Raw genomic sequence first — 24,303 nt, forward strand, 5'->3', positions numbered from 1 at the left:
GCCCCCAAAACCTAGACTTTAAAACGTGCCACCGTCTGGTGCAGCGCACCGGCCATCTGTACCAAATCATGACCGGCGGCCTGCGTATGGCGGGCACCTTGCAACACCTGCTCGGAAAAACTACGAATGCCCATCAGGTTGCGGTCCACTTCGCGCGCGACCAATGTCTGCTCCTCGGTGGCGCTGACAATCATCATGTTGCGCTCGTTGATCTGCGAGATGGACCGGGTGATTTCATCCAGTACATCACCCGATGCGTTGCGCCATTTCCAGGGTGGCACGCACGAGGGTGCTGCTGCTTTGCATGGCAGTCACGGCATGGACGGTGTCCCGGCGAATGTTGTCAATCATCTGCTCGATTTCCTGGGTGGACTCCTGAGTGCGATAGGCCAGGGCGCGCACTTCGTAGGCGACCACGGCAAAACCGCGTCCCGCATCACCGGCCCGCGCCGCGTTAAACGCCCGCAAATTGGTTTGATCGGCAATGTTGCGAATCACATCCAGCAGCTTGCTGATGTCCTGTAGCCGCAGCCTCAGTTACCCACGCAACACGAATACTGGAAACAACTCGCGCATGGCCTCCCAAAAATCCGGACGCAAGGCTTGTGCCGACACGCTTGACAGTTGCGGATCGAACATCTGCTCGGTGCGTACCAGTTGCACGGAAAAGCGTTTGACGCCCAGTTCATTCAAGCGTTGGGCCAGGATCAATAGGCGTGCCGGTTTGAACAGATGCCAGTGCACGGTGGTGCGGCATTCGTAATCCACACCACTGGCCAACAGATGTTCGAGGCTGCGCCAGTTCGCTGCTCCGCTGCCTTCGACCCGGGTGATGGCCTGGCAATCCTCGGGCAAAGCCTTGACATCAAAACCGATCCAGTCGGCGCCGGTCAGGGCCTTGGAAAACGCCGCCGGTTTGATCCCGGCGCTGTGCAGACCGATTCGAAAACCCATCGCCCGCACTTCATCCATGGCACTGAGCAAGCCGTCTTGCAAGGTCGGCTCACCGCCGCTGAACACCACCGCATCGAGCAGGTCCTGACGGCGTTGCAGAAACGCCAGCACCCGCCGCCAATCCACTTCATCGGTGCCGCGAGGCGGGATCAACTGCGGGTTATGGCAGTAACGACAACGCCAGGCGCAACCCTGGCAAAACAGTACACAGGCGAGTTGCCCCGGATAGTCGATAGTGGTCAGAGGCACCATGCCCCCAACCCGTAGCGTTCGACTCATTTGCGTTCGGCCTGCGCCACGCTTTCAGCGAAGTGCACCCGCTCGCGGTGCTCGGACTGTTTGCCCGGGTTGAACGCCGAAACCGGCCGGTGATAGCCCATCACCCGGGTCCAGACTTCGCAGCGTTGACGTTGAGCCTGGGGCAGTGTTTGCGATGCAGTCATGGTGAAACTCCTTGGGATTGAGTGGATCGAAATCAATGAACGGTGCCGGGTTGCTATTGGTTCAACAGCAGAACCTCGTCACATTTTGGGCAGAACTCTTGCTCGCCATCTAGGTAGCCGTGCACCGGGCAGATCGAGAACGTCGGGGTCACGGTCAGGTAAGGCAGGCGGAAACGCCCGAGGGCTTTGCGCACCAGTTGCTTACAGGCCTGGGTCGAGGAAATCCGCTCGGCCATGTACAGGTGCAAAACCGTGCCGCCGGTGTATTTACATTGCAGTTCGTCTTGCAGCTCCAGGGCTTCGAACGGGTCATCGGTGTAACCCACTGGCAGTTGCGAGGAGTTGGTGTAGTACGGCGCTTGCGTCGTGCCAGCCTGGAGAATGTCGGGGTAGCGCTTGAGGTCTTCCTTGGCGAAGCGATAGGTGGTGCCTTCCGCCGGGGTCGCTTCCAGGTTGTAGAGGTGCCCGGTTTCTTCCTGAAAACGCAGCAGCGTGGCGCGCACATGGTCGAGCAGTTTCAGGGCGAACTGGCGGCCCTGTACGGTGTGCGTGCCCTCTTTGCCGGTGGTGAAATTGCGTAGCATTTCATGCAGGCCATTGAGACCGATGGTGGAAAAATGGTTGCGCAGGGTGCCCAGGTAACGCTTGGTATAAGGGTACAGACCAGCGTCCATATGGTGCTGGATGACCTTGCGCTTGACTTCCAGGCTCTCCATCGCCAGTTCCATCAACGTGTCCAGCCGTTTGAGCAAACCGCTGGTATCGCCCTTGAACGCATAACCCAGACGCGCACAGTTGATGGTCACTACGCCGAGCGACCCGGTCTGTTCCGCCGAGCCAAACAAACCGCCGCCACGCTTGAGCAACTCGCGCACATCCAGTTGCAACCGGCAGCACATGGAGCGCACCTGATTGGGTTGCAAATCGGAATTGAGGAAGTTCTGGAAATACGGCAGGCCGTAACGTGCAGTCATCTCGAACAGGCGGTCGGCGTTTTCGCTGTCCCAGGGAAAGTCATGGGTGATGTTGTAGGTCGGGATCGGAAAGGTGAACACCCGCCCTTTCGCATCGCCGGTCTGCATCACCTCGATGTAGGCGCGGTTGAGCACATCCATTTCCACCTGCAGGTCGCCGTAGGCAAACGGCATTTCTTCACCACCGATGATCGGGATCTGCTCGCGTAAATCCTGCGGGCAAACCCAGTCGAAGGTCAGGTTGGTGAACGGCGTCTGGGTGCCCCAGCGCGATGGAACGTTGAGGTTATAGATGAACTCCTGGATCGCCTGGCGAACCTGCGGGTAGCTCAATTGGTCCTTGCGCACAAAAGGCGCCAAGTAGGTATCGAACGAGCTGAACGCCTGCGCGCCGGCCCATTCGTTTTGCAGGGTGCCGAGGAAATTCACCATTTGCCCCAGAGCACTGCTCAAGTGCTTCGGCGGTCCCGCTTCGACACGCCCCGGCACACCATTGAGGCCTTCGTGCAACAAGGTCCGCAGCGACCAGCCAGCGCAGTAACCAGCCAGCATGTCCAGATCATGCACATGCAGGTCGGCCTCACGATGGGCCTGGCCGATGGCCTCGCTGTACACCTCGTCCAGCCAGTAGTTGGCAGTGACCTTGCCCGAAACGTTCAGCACCAGCCCACCCAGGGAATAACCCTGATTGGCGTTGGCCTGGACCCGCCAGTCTTCACGGTCCAGGTATTCGTTCATCGACGTGGCCACTTCAACCAGGGTCCGGCGATCGCGACGCAAACGCCCGTGCTGTTCGCGATAGACTATGTAGGCACGCATGGCGAGGAAGTAACCGGCGTCCATCAGCACCCTTTCAACGCGGTCCTGGATTTGCTCGACATGCAGCCGGGGTAATCCTTCCAGCCGGGCCAGTACTGCCTTCAACAAACTCTCGGCTTCCTCCTCGGTATACTCCCCGGTGGCCTTGCCCGCCGAAATCAACGCCCGACGGATTTTTTCTGCATCGAAGGCGACCAGATTGCCGTCGCGCTTGTGCAAACGGTTACATCCCACTGAAATAAGCGTGCTCTGCATTAGGCCCCCAAACACTACATATAGTTTTTTACTAACTGAAAAACACAACATGCAGTGAAGACTACGGGCAATAAGCGGTTCTGCAATTGATCGATATCAAGATTTTCGGACGATTAAAAACCACGTGGGACAGCATGAATCTAGTGTGGGAGCGTACTTGCTCGCTCCCACAGGGGATCTGCGGTGTGTGGCAGAGCGGTTCAGCCACCGCTCATGTTCATGAATCGAACTATCTGCACCTCGCCGGCGGGGTTGAAGTCGTGACGCAATGGCTTGCCGCGCAGGGCTTTTTGCACGGCGTCGATCAGCGGTTGATCGTCCAGCGGATAGCGGCGCAGCAAGCCACGCAAATCCAGCGCATCATCTTGTCCAAGACACAGCAACAGCTTGCCCTCAACGGTCATCCGCACCCGGTTGCAGCTACCGCAGAAATTGTGACTGTTGGGTGAAATGAAGCCGATGCGCGTATCGGGATGGCGCTCCAGCCGCACGTAGCGCGCCGGCCCTCCGCTGTTTTCGGTGCTGTCGAGCAAGCGGTGACGACTGGCAATCAACGCCCGCACTTCGTCGCTGGAGCAAAACGATTCACCCCGTGATCGGCCCACATCCCCCAAGGGCATTTCTTCGATAAAACTGATGTCGATGCGCTGCTCGATGGCGTATTGCACCAACCCCTGGACTTCATCGAAGTTGCGCCCCTTCATCACCACGCAGTTGAGTTTGACCCGCTCGAACCCCGCATCCCGCGCTGCTTCGATGCCAGCCAGCACCTGATCGAGATCGCCGTTGCGGGTAATCGCGCGAAACTTCTGCCCGTCCAGGCTATCGAGGCTGATGTTCATCCGCTTGACCCCCGCCTCCGCCAACGGCCGAGCCAAACGGCCCAGTTGCGAGCCGTTGCTGGTCATCACCAGTTCGCGCAAACCGGGTATGGCAGCGATGTAGCGGCACAGTTCGACAATGCCTGGACGGATCAGCGGTTCGCCACCGGTGAGGCGGATTTTGCGTACACCCTGGCCGACAAACAGCGTCGCCAGGCGTTGCAGTTCCTCCAGCGTCAGGACCTGCTGACGCGGCAGGAAGGTCATATTTTTCGCCATGCAATACACACAGCGAAAATCACAACGGTCCGTCACCGACATCCGCAGATAGTCGATCTGCCGTCCAAAACCATCCTGCATCACAGCGTTCATCACATCTCCCGTTGACCCCAAGGCTCACTGCACCAGCGGTGAGTCGGCGCCCTGCAAGTGGATGCCGCGAATATCCGCCGCGCCGATCAGGGTTTGCAGGTATTGCACCAAGGCTTTTTGCCAGACGCCTTGCTGCAACTGCGTGCGGATCGTCGTCGACACCACTTCATAGGGCAATGGCATGCCTTCGATCCGCTGATCGACACTGATCACATGCCAGCCGTAACGGCTTTCCAGCGGTTTGCTGGCCAGCCCCAGTGCCAGGGTGAACAGTTGGCGTTCCAGTTCAGGCACGGTCTGGCCCTTGCTGATCTGCCCCAACGAACCGCCCTGCGCCTTCGACGGGCAGGCCGAATACTTCAGGGCCAGCTCGGCGAAACTGCCGGGGAACTGCTCCAGCCGCTGCAACAGGATTTCCGCTTGAACCTGCGCCAGTGCGCGGGCTTCGGCATCGTCCGGCGCGCATTCGAGCAGGATGTGTCGTACCGCCAGCAAAGGCGCGCTGTGAAAGCGCCCGCGATTGTTTTCGTAGTAGCGTAGGCTGGTTTCCTCGTCGCACTGCGGCACGTGCACTTCACGTTCTAGCAACAAACGAGTGGCTGCTTCTTCTTCGTTTTCTCCGGCGCCTATCTCCAGCGACACGCCGAGCTCTGTTATGCGCTGCTGCAACAACTCGCGGATCACCAGCGCCCGAGCGGTCAGATACACCGCTTCTTCGCGGTTTTCCGCCGGGTGATATTGCAGCTCCTGGGCCATTGCTTCCGAGGTGATCCACACCTCGTTGACGCTGATGATCGGCCACTCCTGTTCACTGCTGGCGATCAACTGTGCCGGGGCGTCATCGGCCGCCGCAGGCTCAACCGGCAGCGCTGAAAACTGCGTCTCTACGACCGGTGCGATGTCGAGAACATCCTCGTTTTTTTTTGAAGAACCACAGCCACCGCTGCCCCCTTTACCGCCGCCACATCCACATCCACCTGACATGATTGTCTCCTCAGTACTTCTGACGAACGATTTGATAACGACGTCCCAGGTACCAGATCGGTGCACTGATCATGTGTACGAGACGAGTGAAGGGGAACAGCACAAACAGGGTCAAACCGAGAAACACGTGCAGCTTGTAGATCAACCCGACCGGCGCGATAGACGCCGCTGCTTCCATCGGCCGCAACAGCACGGTGTTCTGCGCCCAGTCGGCGAGCATCACCATGACCGAGCCGTCCATGTGTCCGGTGGACGCGACAATGGTCAGCAGACCGAGCAGCAACTGCGCCAGCAGCACCAGCAGAATCAGGATGTCCGAAGGGCTGGACGTGGCGCGAACCCGAGGATCGGTCAACCGCCGCTTGACCAACATCAGCAGACCCACCAGGCACAGCAGGCCGAAGATCCCGCCGGAAACCATCGCCAGCAACTGCTTATTCTCAGTGCTGATCACATGGTGGTAAACCGACGCAGGGGTCAGCAGGCCAACGAAGTGCCCGGCCAGCACGAACAACACACCGATGTGGAAGAAGTTGCTCGCCACACGCATGCCGCGCTGGTTGAGCATCTGGCTGGAGCCGGCCTTCCAGGTGTACTGCGACAGGTCGAAGCGCGCCCAACTCCCAATCAGGCAAATCGCGAGGGCCACATAGGGGTAAACCCCAAACAACAACAGATTCCATTTAGACATTGCCCACCTCCTTGGCTGGCACGGAGGCCAGCGTTTCATGCTGAAAATCGACCCAGTGCAATGGCACCGCGCTTTCTTCCCGAGCCTTGCCCGGAGCGCTTGGCAACGAACTGCAACGGTCCTGCTGTTCGGCCTGGAGGAAGTCCACGGCCTCCTCTTCCCAGATCTTGTCGAGGGCTTCGAGGGAATCGTCCCGGGGTTCTGCGGCAACCTGCGCACGTAGGTCGGCCACCGCTTGATGAGGTTCGGCCCCGGCAATTTGCAGCAGCGCCCGGAAGCAACTGGCGTAAGCACTTTCACGCTCCTCCAGACGCGCCGCGAGCAAGGCCAGCAAGTGCGACACCTCCGCCAGGCCCTCGCGGGCCTCGATGTCTTCGCGGGTCGAAAGGAACTCCAGGTACAGCGGGATATAGTCCGGCAGCTCTTTAACGCCGATGGCAAAACCGGCGGCTTCGTACTGCGCCATCATGTCGACCATCGCCTGGCCACGGTCGCGGGACTCACCGTGCACGTGCTCGAACAACAACAGCGACAACGAGCGCCCTCGGCCAAACAGCGCACCGTAGTGCTCCTGTCCGTCCATCAGGTCATTGGCGCAGATCAGTTCCAGCAACTCGAACAATGCGCCGCGCTGCTTCGGGCTGATTTCCCGGGACTGGATAATCGCTTGCTCGAGCTCATCGCGCCCGCCGGTCAGGGTCTCGGTCGGGTAATCGAGCAGTAGCGAAATCACTTTGAGAATTTGCATACTATTCCTCCCACAACTGCACGGATTTGAGGATGTCGCGGCGGTTGGCTTTCTTCGCACCAAACATGTTGGTGTCGGAGCTGCCACTGCAGCCGCTGCCAAAACTGAAGCCGCACCCGGAGCGCTCGGCGAAAGCGTCGCTCATGGCGTCTTCACGGTGGGCGCTAGGGACCACGAAGCGGTCCTCATAGTTGGCAATCGCCAGGTAGCGATACATCTCTTCGACTTGGGCCACGCTCAAACCGACATCCGCCAGCACTTGCAGGTCCTGGACGCCGTCAACCTGTTCGGAACGTTTGTAGGCGCGCATCGCCAACAAGCGTTTCAGCGCACGCTTTACCGGTTTTTCATCTCCTGCGGTTAGCAGGTTGGCCAGGTACTTCAGTGGAATGCGCAGGCTATCGACGTCCGGGATCACCCCGTTCATGCCCACGGTGCCAGCGGTCGCGGCGTTCTGGATCGGCGACAGCGGCGGTACATACCAAACCATTGGCAAAGTGCGGTATTCCGGGTGGAGCGGCAGCGCGAGCTTCCAATCCACGGCCATTTTGTAGACCGGCGAACGTTGCGCCGAGTCGATCACCGACTGCGGCACACCATCGGCCAAGGCCTGACGGATCACCGCCGGGTCGTTCGGGTCGAGAAATATCTCCAGTTGTTTTTCGTACAGGTCTTTCTCGTCGGCGGTGCTCGCCACTTCGCTGATGCGATCGGCGTCATACAGCAGCACCCCGAGGTAACGGATACGGCCAACACAGGTTTCGGCGCAAACGGTCGGCATCCCGGCTTCGATACGCGGGTAGCAGAAGATGCATTTCTCGGATTTGCCGCTTTTCCAGTTGAAATAGATCTTCTTGTACGGGCAGCCGCTGATGCACATCCGCCAGCCACGGCATTTTTCCTGGTCGATGAGGACGATGCCGTCCTCTTCGCGCTTGTAAATCGCCCCGCTTGGGCAAGAGGCCGCGCAGGTCGGGTTCAGACAGTGCTCGCATAGACGCGGCAGATACATCATGAAGGTGTTTTCGTACTCGCCGTAAATGTCCGCCTGGATCTTGTCGAAGTTCTTGTCCTTGCGACGCTTGGCGAATTCGGTGCCGAGGATTTCTTCCCAGTTCGGGCCCCACTGGATTTTTTCCATGCGTTTGCCGGAGATCAACGAACGCGGACGCGCCGTTGGTTGGTGCTCGCCCAGCGGTGCGGTGTGCAGGTGCTGGTAGTCGAAGTCGAACGGCTCGTAATAGTCGTCGAGGCTCGGCAAGTCCGGATTGGCGAAGATGTTCGCCAACACGCGGAATTTACCGCCGATGCGCGGGTTGATCGTGCCGTTGGCATTGCGAATCCAGCCGCCCTTCCACTTGTCCTGGTTTTCCCATTCCTTCGGATAGCCGATGCCCGGTTTCGATTCAACGTTGTTGAACCATGCGTATTCCATGCCTTCGCGGCTGGTCCAGACGTTTTTGCAGGTGATCGAACAGGTGTGGCACCCAATGCATTTGTCCAGGTTCAGAACCATGCCGATTTGTGAGCGAATTTTCATCTCAGTTCTCCTCAATATCGGTCGGCAGCGGACGCGGCAGGTCATCACCGAACGAACCATCGAGCCAGTCGACTTTGGACATTTTGCGCACCACGACAAACTCATCGCGGTTGCAACCGACGGTGCCGTAATAGTTGAAGCCATAGGCTTGCTGGGCGTAGCCACCGATCATGTGGGTCGGTTTGAGCACGACACGGGTCACTGAGTTGTGGTGGCCGCCACGGGTCTTGGTGGTTTCGGAACCAGGTACGTTCACGATCCTTTCCTGGGCGTGGTACATCATCACCATGCCGTCCTTGACCCGCTGGCTGACCACCGCCCGGGCGGTCAGCGCACCGTTGACGTTGAAGCACTCGATCCAGTCGTTGTCCTCGATACCGGCGCTTTTCGCGTCGTTCTCCGAGAGCCAGACAATCGGCCCGCCACGGCTGAGGGTCAGCATCAGCAGGTTGTCGCTGTAGGTGCTGTGGATGCCCCATTTCTGGTGCGGGGTGATCCAGTTCAGGACGATTTCGATCTCGCCGTTGCTGCGTTTGCCTTTCACCCCTTCAATGGTGCAGGTGTTGACCGGCGGGCGATAATTCATCAGTTGTTCGCCGAACGCCTGCATCCACGGGTGATCTTGGTAGAACTGCTGGCGGCCGGTGATGGTGCGCCATGGGATCGCCTCGTGAACGTTGGTGTAGCCGGCGTTGTAGCTAACGTGATCGTCTTCAAGACCCGACCAGGTCGGGCTGGAAATGATCTTGCGTGGCTGCGCCTGAATATCGCGAAAACGAATCGCCTCATGGGCCTTCGACAGCGCCAGGTGGCTGTGGTCGATGCCGGTGAATTCCGACAGCGCGGCCCACGCCTTGACGGCCACTTGGCCATTGGTTTCCGGGGCCAGAGACAGAATAACTTCAGCAGCGTCGATGGCCGTGTCAATTTTCGGCCGACCGTGGCTGATCCCGGCGTCGCCTTCGTGATGGTTCAGTTCACCGAGAAATTTCACTTCGTCTTCGGTGTTCCAGTTGATGCCCTTGCCACCGTTGCCGTGTTTTTCCAGCAATGGCCCGAGCGACGAGAACTGCTTGTAGATGTTCGGATAATCACGCTCGACCACATGCAGATTCGGTGCGTTTTTGCCCGGTACCGGCGCCACACCTTCGCTTTTCCAGTCGGTGCCGCCAAACGGCTGGGCCAGTTCGCCGACGCTGTCGTGCATCAGCGGAATGGTCACCAGGTCCTTTTCAACGCCCAGATGCCCTTCGGACATGCTGGAAAACGCCTTGGCGATGCCTTTGTAGATTTCCCAGTCGGAACGCGATTCCCACGCCGGGTCGATGGCAGCCGACAACGGGTGAATGAATGGGTGCATGTCCGAGGTGTTCATGTCGTCTTTTTCGTACCAGGTCGCGGTCGGCAATACGATGTCGGAATAGACGCAGGTCGACGACATGCGGAAGTCCAGCGTGGTGACCAGATCGAGCTTGCCGATTGCGCCATCGTCAACCCATTCGGCTTCTTCGGGTTTGCAGTCGCCGACTTGGCCGATGTCTTCGTTCATCACGCCGTTCTTGGTGCCGAGCAGGTACTTGAGCATGTACTCATGGCCCTTGCCCGAGGAGCCCAGCAGGTTGGAACGCCAGATAAACATGTTGCGCGGGAAGTTCACCGGGCTGTCCGGCTGCTCGCAGGAGAAACGCAGCGAACCGTCCTGCAGCGACTTGACCACGTAGTCTTTCGGGTCCATGCCGGCGGCTGCGGCATCACGGCAGATGTGCAGCGGGTTGGTATTGAGTTGCGGAGCGCTCGGCAGCCAGCCGGCCCGTTCGGCGCGGATGTTGTAATCCAGCGCATGCTCGGGGAATTGGGATTTATCGGCCAGCGGCGAGAGCACGTCGTGCATGCTCATTTTCTCGTGGCGCCACTGCGAACTATGGGCGTAGAAAAAGCTGGTGCCGTTCATTTGGCGCGGGGGACGGCTCCAGTCCAGGCCGAACGCCAGGGGCAGCCAGCCGCATTGCGGACGGAGTTTTTCCTGGCCGACGTAGTGCGCCCAACCGCCACCGGTCTGGCCGACACACCCGCAGAGCATGAGCATGTTGATCAGCCCACGGTAGTTCATGTCCATGTGATACCAGTGATTCATTGCCGCGCCGACGATGATCATCGAGCGGCCCTTGGTCTTGTCGGCATTGTCGGCAAATTCACGGGCTATCTGGATGGCTTTTTCTCGGCTGACGCCGGTGATTTTCTCCTGCCAGGCCGGGGTGCCAGGCACCGAGGCATCGTCGTAATCCTTGGCTACGTTGGCGCCGCCCAGGCCACGATCAATCGCCAGGTTAGCCGCCGACAAGTCGAACACGGTGGCCACTTTCGCGACGCTGCCGTCCGCCAGCACCACCTTATGCACCGGTACACGACGGTATTGCACCGCGTCGCCCGCCACATGCTGGAAGTGCTCGTGGGACTCGCCGGCAAAATAGGGGAACGCCACTTCGGCAACGTCGTCGCCGATCAGGCTCAGCTTCAGATCGATCTCGCGACCTTCGCCACCTTCACGGGCAAGAATGTTCCACTTGCCTTTCTCGCCCCACCGATAACCGATGGAACCCTGAGGAGACACCAACTCGCCGTTGATATCGAGGGCGATGGTTTTCCATTCCGGGTTGTTTTCCTGGCCGAGGTTGTCGGTCAGGTCACTGGCGCGCAAGAAACGGTCCGGCTGATAACCGGCCCCCGGTGCCTTGTCGACCATTTGTTTGAGCAGCACCAGCACCGGCAAATCGGTGAAGCGCTTGGCGTATTCGGTGAAATAGGCGCTCGGTTTGTCCAGGTGGAATTCTTTGAAGATCACATGATTGAACGCTTGGGCCAGCGCCGCATCGGTGCCTTGTTTGGGGTTCAACCACAGGTCAGTGAGCTTGGCGACTTCCGAGTAGTCCGGGGTGATCGCGACCGTCTTGGTGCCTTTGTAACGGACTTCGGTGAAGAAGTGTGCGTCCGGGGTCCGGGTCTGCGGAACGTTGGAGCCCCAGGCAATGATGTAGTTGGAGTTGTACCAGTCGGCCGATTCCGGCACGTCGGTCTGCTCGCCCCAAACCATCGGCGAGGCTGGCGGCAAGTCGCAGTACCAGTCGTAGAAACTCAGGCATGCGCCACCGATCAACGACAGGTAACGCGAGCCCGCAGCGTAGCTGACCATCGACATGGCCGGGATCGGTGAAAAGCCGACGATGCGGTCGGGGCCATATTGCTTGATGGTGTAGACGTTGGCCGCAGCGATGATTTCGTTGACTTCTTCCCAGTTGGAGCGGATGAAGCCACCCATGCCGCGCTTGCTTTTATAGGAGTCGGCCTTGGCCTTGTCCTCGACAATGCTCGCCCAGGCTTCGACCGGTGCCATAGTCTGCCGCGCATCGCGCCACAGCTTGAGCAACGGCTTGCGGATTTTCGGGTACTTGAGCCGATTAGCGCTGTAGATGTACCAGCTGTAACTGGCACCACGCGGGCAACCACGAGGTTCATGGTTGGGTAGATCGTTGCGGGTGCGCGGGTAATCGGTCTGCTGGGTTTCCCAAGTGATCAGGCCATTCTTGACGTAGATTTTCCACGAGCAGGACCCGGTGCAGTTCACCCCGTGGGTGGAACGCACGATCTTGTCGTACTGCCAGCGGGAACGGTAAACGTTCTCCCAGTCGCGAGACTCTTTGCGGGTCTCTCCGTGACCGTCGGAAAATTCGTTTTGCTTGCGATTGAAGAACCGCAATTGATCCAGTAAATGACTCACGGTGTACACCTCTCAGACTTGCTGCGGAGTTCTGTGACCCGCCCAAGCAATGGTTGGATTCGGGCTCGACTCAGCAGGGTGTCGCGGCGCCTTTGCGCGCGTACCACCACCAGGTCACCACTATGCAGCTCAGGTAAAAGCCGACGAACATGTAGAAGGCCATCTCCGGCCCCCCGGTCTGGGCCATCGAAGTACCGAAGGATTTCGGAATGAAGAACGCACCGAAGGCGCCCATGGCCGAACTGAAGCCCAGGACGGCGGCCGATTCCTTGCCGGCATCTCTGAGCGCTTGTTCGCGCACGGCGGGTGGTTTTCCGGCAGCGCCCTTTTCATGCAGGGTGCGGAAGATCACCGGGATCATCCGGAAGGTGGAGCCGTTGCCCACGCCGGTGGTGATGAACAGCAGCATGAACATGCCGAGGAAGCCGTAGAAGTTGCCGCCAGCACCGTTCCGAGGCAAAAAGTGCAGCACTCCGAAGACCATCACGATCATCAGCACGAAGTTCCACAGGGTCACTTTCGCGCCGCCGAGCTTGTCCGCCAGCCAGCCGCCCAATGGGCGCACCAGTGCACCGACCAACGGGCCGAGGAAGGCGAATTTCAAGGCGATGACGTCCGGGAAGGAGGTCTTGATCAGCAGCGGAAACGCCGCGGAAAAGCCGATGAACGAACCGAAGGTCGCCAAGTACAACCAGCACATCAGCCAGTTGTGCTTGCGTTTGAAGATCACCGCCTGCTCGCTGAACGATGCGCGGGCGTTGGAAAGGTCATTCATACCGAACCAGGCCAGCACCGTCACCAACACAATGAACGGCACCCAGACGAACCCGGCGTTTTGCAGCCACAACTGACCACCGTCGGTCAGCACCTGCGGCTTACCACCGATGAAGCCGAACACGCCGAAGGTAATCACCAGCGGCACACAGAACTGCATCACCGAAACGCCCAGGTTACCCAGTCCGGCATTCAGGCCCAGGGCCGTACCCTGCTGGGACTTGGGATAGAAGAAGCTGATGTTGGACATGCTCGAGGCGAAGTTGCCGCCGCCAAAACCGCAGAGCAAGGCAATCAACACGAACACGCTGTACGAGGTGCTCGGGTCTTGCACCGCGAAGCCCATCCAGATCGACGGCAACAACAGTGACGCGGTGCTCACGGCGGTCCAGCGCCGGCCACCGAAGATCGGCACCATGAACGAATAAAAGACGCGCAGGGTCGCACCGGATAAGCCCGGCAATGCCGCCAGCCAGAACAACTGGTCGGTGGTGAAGCTGAAGCCGATGGCGTTTAACCGCACGATCACCGTGCTCCAGACCATCCACACCGCAAAGGCCAACAGCAACGCGGGAATGGAGATCCACAGGTTGCGGGTGGCGGTCTGTTTGCCGCTACTTCCCCAGAACGCAGGGTCCTCGGGGCGCCAGTCATGAATGACCGGGCCTTTGTCAGGCTTTTGCAGAACGGACATGTTCTTCTCCTTGGGCAATGCTGGAAAACGGGGGCGAGGTCGCTGGCGGCTGTTTGCCCAGCAACGGGCGTTTGCGTATTTCGCTGAAGTACATCCAGGTGAGGGAGACCCAGACCACGCCGTACATCAACATGAAGCAGGAAGAGCGCACGCCGGTGAGATCCACCAGAGCGCCGAACAGGATCGGCAGCACGAAGCCGCCCAGACCGCCCGCGAGGCCGACGATGCCGGACACCGCACCCATGTTTTGCGGGTAGTCATTGGCGATGTATTTGAAGACCGAGGCCTTGCCGAACGCGAAGGCGATGCCCATGACGAACAGCAGCACGGTGAACAGTGCGGGATTGAGACCAATGTGGAAACTCACCGGGCCGTTGATCGACTGCACTTGCAGTTCGGTTTGTGGGTACGAGAGCAGGAACAGGCAGATCCAGCTGACCCACAGCACCCACCAGGTCACGCTTTGCGCGCCCCAGCGATCCGACATCCAGCCGCCGACGGCACGCAACACGCCACCGGGCAGGGAGAAACAGGCCGCCAGTAATGCGGCGCTTTGCAGACTGAAACCGTATTCCTGCACGTAGTACTTGGTCATCCACAACGCAAGGGCCACATAACCGCCGAAGACGATCGAGTAGTACTGGCAGTAGCGCCACACCGCAGGGTCCTTCAGGGAACTCAGTTGCTCACACAAACTGGCGCCGGTGGCACTGCGGTGCTCTTTGTTTTCGGCACTCAGAAACCAGAACAGCAAAGCGGTAATAAAGAGGATGGCGCTGAAGACTTTCGGCACCAGTTGCCAGCTACCCGCAGCGATCAGTGCCGGTGCGAGGAACTTGGTCACCGCCGCCCCCGCGTTACCGGCGCCGAAGATGCCCATCGCGAAGCCCTGGTTCTCTTTGTCGAACCATTTGGCGACGTAGGCAATCCCCACCGAAAACGAGCCGCCGGCCAGGCCGACGAACAAGCCCAGGACCAGAAACTGCCAGTACGCCGTGGCGTAGCTGATCACGTACAACGGTGCGACGCAGGCCAGCATCAGCACGAAGAACACGCTGCGCCCACCAAAGCGGTCAGTCAGTAGGCCCAAGGGCAAACGCGCCAGCGAGCCGGTCAGCACCGGAGTGGCGGCCAGTAGGCCAAATTGGGTTTCGTTGAGCTGGAGCAGCTCCTTGATCGGCACGCCGAGCACGGCGAACATCATCCAGACCATAAAACACACGGTGAAGGCCAGTGTGCTCATGCCCAGCACCAAGCCTTGTCGTACACGGGGTTGGGGCACAATGTTCTCCAGTCAGTTAGCCATGGCTGCAGACTAGAGACGCCAACCCTTCAAAAACTTGATCCATGTCAACGAAGCCCAAAGGGGCATAGGCCTATGCTTGTACGGTCTACCTCTAAGGAGGTAGTTCGTGGATACCTGAAAAGCCTTTATTTATCAGCTTCTTAAGGGTTTACAGCCACAGCATTGCTGACAAGGAGCCGGCGACAACTCTTTAGAGGTAGCGCATCTGGGACTGGATGCAAAACCGCAATTCGAGGCGCTCCATGTCCAGTCTTTGTGTCTTTCCTCAGGATCAGCGCTGATGATGCGCTGGTTGCGCAGCTCCCTGCCCGCTCGCGCCGGGCTGGCGGTGATCCTCATCGCCATACTCGCCCTCGCCAGTTCGTTGAGCGCCGGATTGATCGCCTGGTTCAGCCAGGGCGATGCCGCCGCTATCAACACCGCCGGCTCGGTACGGATGGAGACTTACCACCTGAGCTGGAAACTGGTCGCCGGCGCCCCCCGCGAAGAAATCGCCGCCATCACCGACAGCCTTCAAACTCGCCTCAATAGCCAGTCCCTCAAAGCGGTGCTGGAAGACGGCCCGTCCACTGATCTGCAAATCAGCTATGGGCAAATCCAGCAACGCTGGAACGAGGATTTGTACCCGGCACTTGAACGCGGCGATGCCGATGCTTTTCAGCTGCAGGCCCGTCCGTTCGTTGAACAAATTAACCAGTTCGTCAACCTGTTGCAGCGCCAAAGCGAACAGAAGCAAGGTTGGCAACAGCTGATCCAGGGTCTGGCCCTGTTCACCACGATGATCGTCCTGCTGCTGGGGCTCTACGAGCTGCAGTACGGCGTCGTCACGCCGTTGCAAGAGTTGGTGGCCGCCACCCAGCGCTTTCGTCGCGGTGAGTTTCAAGTGCGGGTCAACCATCAGTCCCAGGACGAACTGGGCCAGTTGGCCACCAGTTTCAACGCCATGGCCGAGACGATCGAACAGTCCCATCGCACGCTTGAAAGCCAGGTCCAGCAAAAAACCCTCAACCTGCAACAGGCCAACGCGGCCCTGGAGTTGCTCTATCAAAGCAGCCGGAGCCTGGCCACGCGCCTGGCCAATGCCGAGGGCCTGGATGATTTGATCCGGCGCTTCCAGCAACGCCTGCCGGGCTTACGCCTGTCGCTATGCCTGCAAGGCCAATTGCAGGCTCCGGCCCAACAGTTGCTCGCCCTGCACGGTGCGAGCAGCCGGGAAGTCTGCGCCAGCAGCGATTGCGCGACCTGCCAGAAACACCACACGGCCAGCCCGCAAGCGTTCAGCATCAGCAACCAGGGCAATGAATTGGGTGAGCTCAAGGCGCACTTTGTCGACGGGCATCCCGCGCAAGCCTGGGAAACCCAACTGATCCAGGCCCTGGCCAACCTGATTGGCACCTCGCTGTCGCTCAAGCGCCAACGGGAACAGGACCATCGCCTGCTGCTGCTCGAAGAGCGCACGATCATCGCCCGCGAACTGCACGATTCTCTGGCGCAGGCCTTGTCCTATATGAAGCTGCAAGTCAGCCGCATGCAGACACTGATGCGCCGTGGCGAGCCGGTCGAAACCCTGGAAGGCGTGACCGCCGAATTGCGCGAGGGGCTGAACAATGCCTACCGCCAACTACGCGAACTGCTGACCACGTTCCGCTTGCAGATTCACGACGCGGGCCTGGCGCAGGAACTCAAGGACACCGCCGAGGAGTTCTCCCGGCGCGGCGAGTTTCAGGTGCACCTGCACGTCGACGCGCTGGCCTTTCAGCTCTCGGCGAGCGAGCAAATCCACATTTTGCAGATCACCCGCGAGGCGCTGTCCAACTGCCTGCGCCATGCCCATGCCCAAAACGCCTGGCTGGAACTGCGCCAGGACGGCGAAACCGTCAGGCTCTCGGTCGAAGACGATGGGTGTGGCTTCAACGGCAACGTCGATCAGCGCGAACACCACGGCCTGAACATCATGGATGAGCGGGCCCGCAGCTTGCGCGGCCAGCTACAGATTTTTTCCAGTGAACCGCAAGGCACCCTCGTCCAGCTGGAATTCCACCCGGAGTTTCTCGGGCAGAAAACAAAAGGTAGCGTCACATGAACCCGTCCCCACGACATAAAATCCTGCTGGTCGACGATCATCCAATGATGCGTCGCGGCATCCGCCAGATGCTCGAACTCGAAGATGATTTCCTGATTGTCGGCGAAGCCAATCATGGCGAAGAAGCGCTTACCCTGATCGAGCCGCTGCAACCAGACCTGGTGTTGCTCGACAACAACATGCCGCAGATGAATGGCATTGAAACCCTGCGCCGGTTACGGGCCATGCACTACACCGGCAAGGTGCTGCTGTTTACCGTGTCGGATGCCGAAGACGACATTCGCGATGCCCTGCGCCTGGATGCCGACGGTTATCTGCTAAAGGACATGGAGCCCGAACTGCTGATCCAGTACATCCGCGATGCCCTGAACGGCGCTTTGGTCATCAGCCCTGGCCTGACGCAAGTCATGGCCCAGGCGCTGCGCTCGCCGCCGCGTCAAGCGGTGGTGGAACTGACCGAGCGCGAACGCCAAGTATTGAAAACCATCGCCAGCGGCTTCAGCAACAAGGTCATCGGGCACAAGCTGGGCATCACTGAAGGCACGGTCAAGGTTCACGTCAAGAACCTGCTGCACAAACTGGGTTTGCGTTCACGGGTCGAAGCGGCTGTGTGGGCCATGGAGCATCTGCGCAGTGCGGGCTAAGGGGTATGCCTCGTTGGAGGTAGGCCGGTAGAGACATAGGTCAATTGCTCTGGACTCTCTACTATGAGCGTCAGCGGAGGTACGCCATGCTGACCCACCCTTCCATCGTTTTAACGCTGCGTCGTCATCATCTGTTCAACCAACTGCCGGAGAAAGTCTTCGAGGAAGTCTGTGGCCTGGCCATGCTCAAACGCCTGTCGTGCCACAGCACGCTGATGCACCAGGGCGATCCGGCCAAGCGCTTTTTCCTGCTGGTCAGCGGCCAGATCAAGCTGTACCGCCTCACCGGCGAAGGCCAGGAAAACCTGGTGGAAATCATCCAGCCCGGCCAAACCTTCGCCGAAGCCTTGCTCTTCAGCCAGACCCAGACTTACCCAGTCAGCGGCACCGCCCTCAAGGACAGCGTGCTGGTCAGTATCGAGGGCCACCATTACCGCAACGCCCTGGAGGACCAGCCGAAAGTCTGCCTGGCGATCCTGGCGAGCATGAGCGTTCATCTGCACTTGCGCCTGCGGGACATCGACACCTTGACCATGGCGAGCGCGAGCCGTCGGGTGATCAATTTTCTGTTGCAGGAACGCAACCCGGTCACCGGCCTGATTGTCTTGCAGGTGTCCAAACGCCTGGTGGCGTCGAAGCTGGGGATTCAACCGGAAACCTTTTCGCGGATTTTGCATCGACTGGTGGAGTGCGGCCTGATCGAGATGGAACGACGCAACATCAATATCCTCGTGGAAAAAGACCTGGCCGACTTCCAATAGGCGCAATTGACTGCAATCAATGCGCAAAACTGCCGGCCTTGCACACTGGAGGAGCCCAACCATGGAGAACGTCAATGTCCCCTTCAACCTTGCCTTTGGTTTACTCCTGCTCCGGCTGCTCCAATGTCGCCCAACTGGCCAATAACCTGGCTGTGCGACTGGACCGCAGCGGCGTGGCGGAAATGTCCTGCATTGTCGGGGTCGGTGGCCATGTGACCGCGCTGGTCAACAAGGCGCACTCGGGACGGCGGATCTTCGCGCTCGACGGCTGCCCACTGCAATGCGTCGAAAACTGCCTGAAACAGCATGGCCTGCATGCCGATGTGCATCTGATTCTCAGCAATTACGGGTTGCGCAAACGCTACGGCGAGGACTTCACGCAGGCGCAGAGTGATGAGTTGTTTGAAGGGATCAAACAGTTGATTGCCAGCGATGCCCGCCAGTACGAAAACCGGCAAGAAACGACAACCTGAAGCACAACAAAAGCCTAATGTGTGGGCTTGCTCGCGAATGCAAACTGACATTCAACATTGATGCTGAATGAACACCGCATTCGCGATGCAAACCCGTTCCCACAGGTGAATTGTGTGAATTAACCCGCCGCCAACCCTTTCCCCGCTCGTTCCAGATTGCGCCACAGCCAGACCGGTAAGACGTCGGGGTCAAGGCTGTCGATCAGGTTCTTCAGAGCCAGGCCCAGCTCGGTATCACCCTCAATTACCAGGCGCCGGCGAAAAAACAGCGTGTCCGGATCTTCCTGACGGCTGGCCAGCAGCAGAAACTCCCGCCAGTTGCCGCTGATGGTCACGTGCGCCGTGGCCTGCCTGGCGATCTGCAAACCCTCGCGGCCCAGGGTCAGGAACCAGGACAGCCCCAGATCCGGAATGCGCAAGCACAGCCAACGCCCCCGCAGCACTTCGAATTCACCGTTGCGCAACGGCACGGCGAGGCAGCGATTCAGCGCCTGTTGCAACGCCAGTCGTTGCACGGCAAAGGGTACTCGGCGCACCAGCGGCAGCAAGCTGTCGGCCCCTTTCAACAGCCATTTTTTCCGGTTCAACACAGGCCGGCCTCCTCGACGCGCAACATACCGGCCTGGCCGTGCCAGTAGCCGTTGCAGCCTTCGACGAACAGCGGCGGTGTCTCGCCCAGACGAACCCGTTGATAAGCCTCGATCACCTCGGCCATACCTTGCGCACGCGGACTCAGGCGCAGCAGATCGGCACCGCAGGCCACCAGCCCGGAATAATCGGCCAGCAGATTGGTCACTTCCGCCGACATCGTTTGGATGCCGTTAAGGGTGAACAACGGCTGCCCTTCCTGACTGGTCAGCGCCAGACCATCCGGGTAGTTGATGCAGCAGAACTGGCAGTCATCCTTCGGCCGGTTTTCCGCACGGGCGGTAAAGCAGCGGGCGGAATAGGCCAACGGTAAATGCCCGTAGGCGAAGATTTCCACCTCCGGTACTGGGTGGCCGAGTTCGCGGACCTGCTCGATCACATCGCCAATCAACGCTGCCGAACATTCCACTGGCGGCACCCAACGGGTCATTCCACAGTTCAGCAATTGCGTCAGCGCATGCCCGTTGTACAAGTTGAGCGCCGGGCCGCCCACGAACGGCAACTTGCGCTCGGCCAGAAACTGCACCGCGCCCATGTCGTTGGCTTCCACCAGCAATTGGCCGTTGTCGCAGAGCCGGCGCAGGCTGGAGAGTTCGGATGCGGCTTCGATCAGTGTCAGGCTGGAGATCACTAATTGAGCCTGGCTGCAGCTCTGCAACTCGCGCCCCAACCCCAGCCATTGATCCAATGAAAAGGCCCGACGTTTCGAACACACGGTTTCCCCTAGGTAAATCACATCCAGGGGCAAGGCCGACATTTCGGCATAAAAGTGACTGAGTTGCGCTTTGTCCCAATAGAACAGGACCGGCCCAAGACTGAGCTTCATGTTCTGCCCCTCATTGCCATGATCGATGATAAGCACCCAGGGTGGTCTGGCTGCCTTCGGACAAGCCGGCCAGCACCTGCCGCCATTCCTCCTTAACCCGAAAACTGCCCGGCGAACCACGGTGGGCATCCAGCGCCGCCCGCCAGACGCGGGTGACTTGCTCGACATAAGCCGGGCTGCGTTGACGGCCTTCGATCTTGACCGCTTCGACGCCGATGGCGGTCAATTCCGGGAGCAAGTCGAGGGTGTCGAGGCTGGTGGGCTCTTCCAGCGCATGAAATCGTTTGCCGCCGACCAGGAACCGCCCCTTGCATAACGTCGGATAACCGGCCGGCTCATCCGGGGTGTAGCGGTCGATCAGCACTTCGCTGAGTCGCGCGTTCAAGCCTTGGGCGTCCTCACTCCAACGCACTGCCTTGGCCGGCGAACAAACGCCGCACAGGTTCGGCGACTCGCCGGTGATGTAGGAGGACAAGTGGCAACGCCCTTCGGCCATGATGCACAAGCTGCCAAAGCCAAATACCTCGATGGGTACCGGGCTGTTCGCGGCGACCTGGCGCACCTGCGCCAGCGACAACACCCGTGGCAACACGGCGCGTCGAATGCCGTAGCGCTGAGCATAAAACGCCAGCGCCGCAGCATGGGTTGCCGAGCCCTGAACCGACAGGTGCAAGGCCAATTGCGGATGGCGCTGGCTGGCATAGTTGAGCACACCGGGGTCGGCGGCGATCAGCGCATCCACGCCGAAATCGGCGGCCCGGTCTACCGCCCGTTGCCAGCGTTCCCAGCCCTTGGGTTGCGGGTAGGTGTTGACCGCGACGTAGAGTTTGCGTTGATGCTGGCGGATGTGAGCGACCGCAGCGTCGAACTGCTTGTCGTCCATGTTTAGGCCCGCAAAATGCCGGGCGTTGGTGTCATCTCGAAAACCGACATAGACGGCATCCGCGCCTTGGCGCACCGCCGCTTTTAGCGCAGGCAGATTCCCTGCCGGACAGACCAGTTGCATGGGTAATCCTCATGAGAAAACGCGTCTCGACCCTCCTCGCAGGCCTGGGGTACCCCCTAGCCAGGATCGAAAAATGCGCTGCCAGTCTAGCGAGACCGGCAGGCAGGGCCTTGACGACAATCAATTGCAATCAATGCATCAGGTCGGCGAAGGACAGGAACATCACGTTGTCGTGTTTGAGCACTTGCTGCTCGCACTCGATCACCGCCAGCCCGTCGGCCCAACACGCAGCAGTCAACATCGCCGAGCTTTGCTGAGGGTGCAGTTGCACGCTCAACTGCCCGTCAGCGCCGGGGGTCAATCGGGCCCGCAGGTACTGGCGGCGTTTGTTGCGTTGCAACCAGTCGAACCCGGCCGGCACGGCCAACGGCACCGGCATCACATCAGTGGCGCCCTGCGCCCGCAGCAGGAACGGCCGCACGACCACCAACGCGGTAATCAGCGCCGCCGAGGGATTGCCCGGCATGCCGATCCAGGGTTTGCCAGCGACGTCGCCAAAGGCCAGGGGTTTACCCGGCTGAATGGCCAGCCGCCATAAGTCCAGACTGCCCAGTTCCTCGATTGCCTGCTTGAGGTGGTCTTCCTCACCGACCGAGACGCCACCGGAACTCAGCAGCAAATCGCACTCCGAAGAAGCCAGGCTCAGGGCATGGCGGCTGGCGGCCAACTCATCCGCCATGACGCCGTAGTCGTGCACCTCAGCGCCCCAGCCGCGTAACAACGCGGCCAGGCAATAGCGATTGCTGTTGTAAATCTGCCCGCGCGCCAAGGCATCGCCCGGCTCACGCAGCTCATTGCCGCTGCTGAGCAGACACACCTGCAACGGTCGATAAACCGCGACCCGCGCCACGCCGGCACCCGCCAGCAATCCCAGTTCTTGTGCACGCAGGCGTTTGCCGGCCTTGAGCAACAGATCCCCACGGCGCACTTCTTCACCTTCCTGACGCACGTGATCGCCCGTGTTCACCGGTGGCAACCAGACGCGTTCGCCTTCGATCCGGCAGTGCTCTTGCGGCACCACCGTATCGGAACCGGCCGGCAATGGCGCACCGGTAAAAATCTGCACCGCGTGCTGCGCGAGCAAAGGTGAACAGGCCGCGTCACCCGCCGCTATTCGCCCACCCACCGGCAAATACCCCCCCTCGGATGGCAGGTCAGCCGCCCGCAGGGCATAACCGTCCATGGCGCTGTTGTCCCAGGCCGGTAGATTCACCAGGGAATGGATGTCCGTCGCCAGTACCCGGCCCAAAGCCTGCTCCAGAATGATCATTTGCGCCAGCGGGGGCGGCGGCGCCTGATCAAGCAGACGGTGGATCGCCTCGTCCACCGGGATCAGGTGACCAAGGTCGCACACTCGAGCGGTCATGAGCGTGTCTCGCAGGCGTCGATGCCCTGCAGCGATTGCGACTTCAAATGCGGGGCGAAATTGCACGGGCCGGTGCGACTGTCCAGTTGCTCCAGCAGGATCATGTTCCAGGCGGTTCGGCAGGCACCCGGCGAACCCGGGACGCAACACACCAGCACGCCGTTGCTCATCCCGGCCAATGCCCGGGACTGCAAGCTGGACATGCCGATTTCCGCCAGGGACACCTGCCGGAACAGTTCACCGAAGCCTTCAACGTGTTTGTCGAGTAACGGCAAGACCGCTTGTGGCGTGTTATCCCGTGCGGTGAAACCGGTGCCGCCGGTCATGAGTATCACTTGTACCTTGGGGTCGGCGATCCACCGGGAAACGATGGCGCGGATCTGATAAATATCGTCCTTGACCAGCGCCCGGTCGATCAACACATGCCCGGCGGTTTGCAGCAAATCAGTCAGGGTCTGCCCTGAAGTATCGGTGTCAAAGGTGCGTGTATCGGTGATGGTCAGCACGGCGATGTTCAGGGGGACAAACGTGCGTTGCGTCAAATGGGCCATATCCAAGCCTTCCCGTAGATGAGGGTTTGGCCAAGCCTGAACCGGAATCGCGGTCTGGCCTATTCCTCCAACGAGGTACCTCCACAGGACGAATAAAGGCTCAGGGCGCCAGGCGCGCGCGACACCATTCGCCGTTCTGCAAACGGTAATCGAGGCGGTCATGCAAGCGGTCGGCACGCCCCTGCCAGAACTCCAGTCGCTCGGGGCGCAGACAGTAGCCGCCCCAATGCTCTGGCCTCGGTACGCTTTGGCCAACGAAACGCTTGATGGTGGCGGCCAACAGCGAATCAAGTGCCGCCCGACTGGCCAGGGGACGGCTCTGCGGTGACACCCAGGCGCCCAGGCGACTAGCCACCGAGCGTGAATCGAAGTACGCATCCGAGAGCAGCGGATCGAGCCTGGACACCTGGCCTTCAATACGCACCTGACGCTCCAGCCCCGGCCAGAAAAACGTCATCGCGGCATTCGGGTTGGCGGCCAGTTGCAGCCCCTTGTCGCTCTGGTAATTGCCGAAAAAGGTAAAACCCTCGTCGCTCAAGCCCTTGAGCAGCAGGACCCGGCAGTGCGGGCGCCCCTCACTGTCGACCGTCGACAACATCATGCTGTTGGCCTCGACCGGCGCGCACTCGGTATCCCGTGCCTGCTGCATCCACTGTCGGAACATGGCCAGGGGATCGTCCAGCGCCGCTTCATCCTGCAAGCCATTAAGGGTGTAGTCGCGGCGCATTTGGGCCAAGGATAGAGGCATGACGGTGATCTCCGGAGGGTTTGGCCCAGTGTGCGAGCCCCTGAGCA

General features: G+C 60.0%; 21 protein-coding genes and 1 pseudogene. 4 read left to right on the top strand and 18 right to left on the bottom strand.

Features of this window, described 5'->3' with window-relative positions; translation table 11 throughout:
- Window positions 1-11 precede the first annotated feature (11 nt).
- The 12 genes and pseudogenes from BMW74_RS17715 to BMW74_RS17770 form a co-directional block, all read right to left on the bottom strand.
- Window positions 12-486, bottom strand: a pseudogene (locus BMW74_RS17715) (methyl-accepting chemotaxis protein); the annotation flags it as partial.
- 51 nt (window positions 487-537) lie between these two features.
- Window positions 538-1,233 (bottom strand): anaerobic ribonucleoside-triphosphate reductase activating protein, encoded by a 696-nt coding sequence (locus BMW74_RS17720; protein WP_093424363.1) that lies wholly within the window; start codon window positions 1,231-1,233, stop codon window positions 538-540.
- Window positions 1,230-1,397, bottom strand: a complete 168-nt coding sequence (nrdD, locus tag BMW74_RS17725; protein WP_093424368.1) for an anaerobic ribonucleoside-triphosphate reductase — start codon at window positions 1,395-1,397, stop codon at window positions 1,230-1,232. Before nrdD ends, BMW74_RS17720 begins: the two co-directional genes overlap by 4 nt.
- A gap of 53 nt (window positions 1,398-1,450) precedes the next feature.
- Complete coding sequence (locus BMW74_RS17730; RefSeq protein ID WP_093424373.1) at window positions 1,451-3,445, bottom strand: ribonucleoside triphosphate reductase; 1,995 nt, start codon at window positions 3,443-3,445, stop codon at window positions 1,451-1,453.
- A gap of 200 nt (window positions 3,446-3,645) precedes the next feature.
- Entirely contained in the window at window positions 3,646-4,638 is a 993-nt protein-coding gene (gene moaA, locus BMW74_RS17735) for a GTP 3',8-cyclase MoaA (RefSeq protein WP_093424377.1), read from the bottom strand.
- 24 nt (window positions 4,639-4,662) lie between these two features.
- On the bottom strand, window positions 4,663-5,622 hold the full coding sequence (locus BMW74_RS17740; protein WP_093424382.1) for a peptidylprolyl isomerase: 960 nt from the start codon (window positions 5,620-5,622) through the stop codon (window positions 4,663-4,665).
- Window positions 5,623-5,632: 10 nt separating this feature from the next.
- Entirely contained in the window at window positions 5,633-6,313 is a 681-nt protein-coding gene (gene narI, locus BMW74_RS17745) for a respiratory nitrate reductase subunit gamma (RefSeq protein ID WP_093424386.1), read from the bottom strand.
- Window positions 6,306-7,061 (bottom strand): nitrate reductase molybdenum cofactor assembly chaperone, encoded by a 756-nt coding sequence (gene narJ / locus BMW74_RS17750; RefSeq protein WP_093424391.1) that lies wholly within the window; start codon window positions 7,059-7,061, stop codon window positions 6,306-6,308. The genes narI and narJ overlap by 8 nt, the downstream gene beginning before the upstream one ends.
- 1 nt (window position 7,062) lies before the next feature.
- Window positions 7,063-8,601 carry a nitrate reductase subunit beta gene (gene narH / locus BMW74_RS17755; RefSeq protein ID WP_093424396.1) on the bottom strand — a complete coding sequence of 513 codons (1,539 nt, stop codon included), beginning with the start codon at window positions 8,599-8,601 and terminating at the stop codon, window positions 7,063-7,065.
- 1 nt (window position 8,602) lies between these two features.
- Complete coding sequence (locus BMW74_RS17760; protein ID WP_093424628.1) at window positions 8,603-12,376, bottom strand: nitrate reductase subunit alpha; 3,774 nt, start codon at window positions 12,374-12,376, stop codon at window positions 8,603-8,605.
- Between the two features lie 70 nt (window positions 12,377-12,446).
- Window positions 12,447-13,844 (bottom strand): NarK family nitrate/nitrite MFS transporter, encoded by a 1,398-nt coding sequence (locus BMW74_RS17765; RefSeq protein ID WP_093424400.1) that lies wholly within the window; start codon window positions 13,842-13,844, stop codon window positions 12,447-12,449.
- Complete coding sequence (locus tag BMW74_RS17770) at window positions 13,822-15,126, bottom strand: MFS transporter (protein WP_093424403.1); 1,305 nt, start codon at window positions 15,124-15,126, stop codon at window positions 13,822-13,824. The genes BMW74_RS17765 and BMW74_RS17770 overlap by 23 nt, the downstream gene beginning before the upstream one ends.
- Window positions 15,127-15,430: 304 nt before the next feature.
- On the opposite strand from BMW74_RS17770, the gene BMW74_RS17775 reads away from it, so the two are divergent.
- The 4 genes from BMW74_RS17775 to BMW74_RS17790 all read left to right on the top strand — a co-directional run bounded on the left by BMW74_RS17775 (window position 15,431) and on the right by BMW74_RS17790 (window position 19,111).
- Entirely contained in the window at window positions 15,431-17,233 is a 1,803-nt protein-coding gene (locus BMW74_RS17775; protein ID WP_093424406.1) for a HAMP domain-containing protein, read from the top strand.
- The gene (narL, locus tag BMW74_RS17780; RefSeq protein ID WP_093424409.1) at window positions 17,230-17,877 is read left to right on the top strand and encodes a two-component system response regulator NarL; all 648 of its coding nucleotides are present in this window, start codon (window positions 17,230-17,232) and stop codon (window positions 17,875-17,877) included. The genes BMW74_RS17775 and narL overlap by 4 nt, the downstream gene beginning before the upstream one ends.
- A gap of 86 nt (window positions 17,878-17,963) precedes the next feature.
- Window positions 17,964-18,638, top strand: coding sequence for a Crp/Fnr family transcriptional regulator (locus tag BMW74_RS17785; RefSeq protein WP_093424411.1), 675 nt, complete (start codon window positions 17,964-17,966; stop codon window positions 18,636-18,638).
- 74 nt (window positions 18,639-18,712) lie between these two features.
- A complete protein-coding gene (locus tag BMW74_RS17790) occupies window positions 18,713-19,111 on the top strand; it encodes a putative zinc-binding protein (protein WP_093424414.1) in 399 nt (132 codons plus the stop codon).
- Between the two features lie 119 nt (window positions 19,112-19,230).
- Here BMW74_RS17790 and BMW74_RS17795 read toward each other — a convergent pair whose 3' ends face one another.
- From BMW74_RS17795 to pdxH, 6 genes are all read right to left on the bottom strand, one after another.
- A complete protein-coding gene (locus BMW74_RS17795; protein WP_093424417.1) occupies window positions 19,231-19,701 on the bottom strand; it encodes a ubiquinone anaerobic biosynthesis accessory factor UbiT in 471 nt (156 codons plus the stop codon).
- Complete coding sequence (locus tag BMW74_RS17800; RefSeq protein ID WP_093424419.1) at window positions 19,695-20,585, bottom strand: U32 family peptidase; 891 nt, start codon at window positions 20,583-20,585, stop codon at window positions 19,695-19,697. The genes BMW74_RS17795 and BMW74_RS17800 overlap by 7 nt, the downstream gene beginning before the upstream one ends.
- A 10-nt stretch (window positions 20,586-20,595) precedes the next feature.
- Complete coding sequence (locus BMW74_RS17805; RefSeq protein ID WP_093424422.1) at window positions 20,596-21,591, bottom strand: ubiquinone anaerobic biosynthesis protein UbiU; 996 nt, start codon at window positions 21,589-21,591, stop codon at window positions 20,596-20,598.
- A 130-nt stretch (window positions 21,592-21,721) separates the two neighbouring features.
- A complete protein-coding gene (glp, locus tag BMW74_RS17810; protein WP_093424425.1) occupies window positions 21,722-22,957 on the bottom strand; it encodes a molybdopterin molybdotransferase MoeA in 1,236 nt (411 codons plus the stop codon).
- Window positions 22,954-23,508 (bottom strand): molybdenum cofactor biosynthesis protein B, encoded by a 555-nt coding sequence (gene moaB / locus BMW74_RS17815; RefSeq protein ID WP_093424428.1) that lies wholly within the window; start codon window positions 23,506-23,508, stop codon window positions 22,954-22,956. Before moaB ends, glp begins: the two co-directional genes overlap by 4 nt.
- Before the next feature lie 100 nt (window positions 23,509-23,608).
- Entirely contained in the window at window positions 23,609-24,256 is a 648-nt protein-coding gene (gene pdxH, locus BMW74_RS17820; protein ID WP_093424632.1) for a pyridoxamine 5'-phosphate oxidase, read from the bottom strand.
- Window positions 24,257-24,303 lie beyond the last annotated feature (47 nt).

The organism is Pseudomonas sp. ok272, assembly GCF_900109995.1.
GTDB lineage: Bacteria > Pseudomonadota > Gammaproteobacteria > Pseudomonadales > Pseudomonadaceae > Aquipseudomonas.

Bases quoted from the DNA above. Each gene is read 5' to 3' on its own strand.
- glp (WP_093424425.1), bottom strand. From the start codon at position 22,957: ATGACCGCTCGAGTGTGCGACCTTGGTCACCTGATCCCGGTGGACGAG.
- BMW74_RS17720 (WP_093424363.1), bottom strand. From the start codon at position 1,233: ATGAGTCGAACGCTACGGGTTGGGGGCATGGTGCCTCTGACCACTATC.
- BMW74_RS17730 (WP_093424373.1), bottom strand. From the start codon at position 3,445: ATGCAGAGCACGCTTATTTCAGTGGGATGTAACCGTTTGCACAAGCGC.
- pdxH (WP_093424632.1), bottom strand. From the start codon at position 24,256: ATGCCTCTATCCTTGGCCCAAATGCGCCGCGACTACACCCTTAATGGC.
- narL (WP_093424409.1), top strand. From the start codon at position 17,230: ATGAACCCGTCCCCACGACATAAAATCCTGCTGGTCGACGATCATCCA.
- BMW74_RS17800 (WP_093424419.1), bottom strand. From the start codon at position 20,585: ATGAAGCTCAGTCTTGGGCCGGTCCTGTTCTATTGGGACAAAGCGCAA.
- BMW74_RS17790 (WP_093424414.1), top strand. From the start codon at position 18,713: ATGTCCCCTTCAACCTTGCCTTTGGTTTACTCCTGCTCCGGCTGCTCC.
- narI (WP_093424386.1), bottom strand. From the start codon at position 6,313: ATGTCTAAATGGAATCTGTTGTTGTTTGGGGTTTACCCCTATGTGGCC.
- moaA (WP_093424377.1), bottom strand. From the start codon at position 4,638: ATGAACGCTGTGATGCAGGATGGTTTTGGACGGCAGATCGACTATCTG.
- narH (WP_093424396.1), bottom strand. From the start codon at position 8,601: ATGAAAATTCGCTCACAAATCGGCATGGTTCTGAACCTGGACAAATGC.
- BMW74_RS17805 (WP_093424422.1), bottom strand. From the start codon at position 21,591: ATGCAACTGGTCTGTCCGGCAGGGAATCTGCCTGCGCTAAAAGCGGCG.
- BMW74_RS17740 (WP_093424382.1), bottom strand. From the start codon at position 5,622: ATGTCAGGTGGATGTGGATGTGGCGGCGGTAAAGGGGGCAGCGGTGGC.
- BMW74_RS17775 (WP_093424406.1), top strand. From the start codon at position 15,431: ATGATGCGCTGGTTGCGCAGCTCCCTGCCCGCTCGCGCCGGGCTGGCG.
- moaB (WP_093424428.1), bottom strand. From the start codon at position 23,508: ATGGCCCATTTGACGCAACGCACGTTTGTCCCCCTGAACATCGCCGTG.
- nrdD (WP_093424368.1), bottom strand. From the start codon at position 1,397: ATGACTGCATCGCAAACACTGCCCCAGGCTCAACGTCAACGCTGCGAA.
- BMW74_RS17765 (WP_093424400.1), bottom strand. From the start codon at position 13,844: ATGTCCGTTCTGCAAAAGCCTGACAAAGGCCCGGTCATTCATGACTGG.
- BMW74_RS17785 (WP_093424411.1), top strand. From the start codon at position 17,964: ATGCTGACCCACCCTTCCATCGTTTTAACGCTGCGTCGTCATCATCTG.
- narJ (WP_093424391.1), bottom strand. From the start codon at position 7,061: ATGCAAATTCTCAAAGTGATTTCGCTACTGCTCGATTACCCGACCGAG.